This is a genomic window from Arthrobacter sp. CAL618, from assembly GCF_000468215.1.
GTDB lineage: Bacteria > Actinomycetota > Actinomycetes > Actinomycetales > Micrococcaceae > Arthrobacter_D.
The window spans coordinates 1-2,052 of record NZ_ASZW01000212.1; the positions used below are offsets into that span (position 1 = coordinate 1).

At 69.5% G+C, this 2,052-nt stretch carries 2 protein-coding genes; both read right to left on the reverse strand.

From position 1 onward, the window contains the following. On the reverse strand, positions 1-813 hold an 813-nt coding region (locus K728_RS0112735), incomplete at its 3' end, for an imidazolonepropionase (protein ID WP_024476923.1). After that, on the reverse strand, positions 810-2,052 hold a 1,243-nt coding region (locus tag K728_RS0112740), incomplete at its 5' end, for a formimidoylglutamate deiminase (protein ID WP_019483555.1). The genes K728_RS0112740 and K728_RS0112735, both read right to left, overlap by 4 nt.

The window sequence follows — 2,052 nt, forward strand, 5'->3', positions numbered from 1 at the left end:
GCCGCGAACGCCGGAGCCCGAGCCCGGGTCCCAGCCGGACCAGGTGCCGGCGAGCGCGTCGAGGTCCGCCCCGGTCAGGTGGTTTACGTGGTCCACGCTGGCGGCACCGAACTCGACGGCGAGTTGCACTCCCTCGCCGTGGCCCAGCTGGTTTCCGTGGACGCGAAGTCCCAGGCCGCTGTCCCGGCAGGTGCGAAGGATTTCCCGGGATTGTTCGGCGGTGAAGGCGCCCCGTTCGCAGAACACGTCGGCCCAGGTCACAAAGGGGCGGACGGCGTCGAGCATCGGCCCGCAGACCAGGCGGACATAGTCCTCCGGATCGACCCCGGCCGGGACCAGATGCGCACCCAGGTATGTCACCTCGTCGACGACGCCGGCTGCGATGCGGGCGCTGCGGGCTTCGTGGCCGACGTCGAGCCCGTACCCGGTCTTGGTCTCCAGGTAAGTGGTGCCGCCCGCATTTGCTTCGGCGACCCGACCGAGCAGGAGCCGGGTGAGGTCGTAGTCCGAGGCTGCCCGGGTGGCATTGGTGGTGACGGCAATCCCGCCTGCCGCATAGGCTTCACCCGCCATCCGGGCCTCGAACTCGGCGGTGCGGTCTCCCGCGAAGACGAGGTGCGTGTGGCTGTCCACCCAGCCGGGGAGCCCGGCGCGTCCGCCCGCGTCGACCCTTTCGTCTGCGGCCGGCGCATCCGATGCGGCCCCGATCCAGCTGATCCGCTCCCCCTCAAACACCACCGCAGCATCTTTCAGGACGGTCTGCTCGCGGTCCTGCGTCAGCAGTTCACCGATGTTGGTGATCAGCGTACTCATCCGTGTCCCTCCAGGGTGGCGGCCAACAGGGCGGCCGGATCACCAAGGTCAAGATGTTGCCCGTCGAGGGCGATGACCCGGCCGGCGACGACGACGGCCGTCACATCGGCGGCCGTGGCGGTGAGCGGCAGCTGGGCGGGATCGGATCCGGCGGTGCGCAGCGATGCCTGGTCGATGCTGACCAGGTCGCACGGACTTCCTACCCTGATGGCGGCCACGGGGGTAGCCATGGAGCGGGAAGCACCGGTGGTTGCGGCGTTCAGCAGGTCGGCGGGGGCAAACCGTCCACGGTGCCCGGAGGCCAGCCGTTCCCCGTGTTCGAGCCCCCGCATTTCCAGCCACGGGTCGATCACAGCATGCTGGTCAGTGCCTAGGGCGATCCGGGCGCCGGCGTCGCGGAGGGCGCGGCCCGGCCCGATGCCGTCGGCGAGGTCCGCCTCGGTGGTCGGGCAGATCACTGCGGTGGCGCCCGCAGCTCCCAACAGGGTGATGTCCTCGGGGGTGAGATGGGTGGCGTGGACCGCGCTGAGTCGGTCGGTGAGTAGCCCGTGCCGGTGCAGCAGTCCGGTGGGTGTGGTGCCGTAATGCTTCAGGCAGTCGGCATTTTCTGCCGGTTGTTCCGACAGGTGAATGTGAAGGGGGACATCGGCGGGAAGGCCTGCAGCGAGGGTCCGGAGTGCCTGTTCGGGGACCGCGCGAACCGAGTGCAGCGCAGCACCGACGGTAACGAAGGCTGGCTCGAACTGTTCGGCGACGCTCCGCCGGAGGTCGGTGAACCGGCGAAGCCAGGCGTCGGCGTCGGCGTCGCCAAACCGCTCCTGGTCAGGTTTCAGTGGCGCTCCGATGCCCCCGGCGAGGTAGCAGGTGTCCAGCAGGGTCAGCCGGATTCCCGCGGTGACCGCCGCGCGGCACAGGGCGAGTTCCATGGCGTGCTTCTCACCGCCGTTGGTGTCACCGCCGTTAATGTCACCGCTGTTGGGCCCGTAGGGTTCACCGCCCGGCTGGTGGTGAACATAGTGGAATTCGGCGACGCTGGTCCAGCCGGTGACCACCATCTCGGTGAAGACTGCCGTGGCGAGCCGTTCATAGCTGGCGGGAGTCAGTTGCCGCGCCGCGCGGTACATTTCTTCCCGCCAGCCCCAGAAGTCGCCGCCGTCGTCGTGGGTCCGTCCCCGAAGCAGCCGGTGGAAGGCATGCGAGTGGGCGTTGGCGGCGGCGGGGAAAACCACCCCGGCGAGG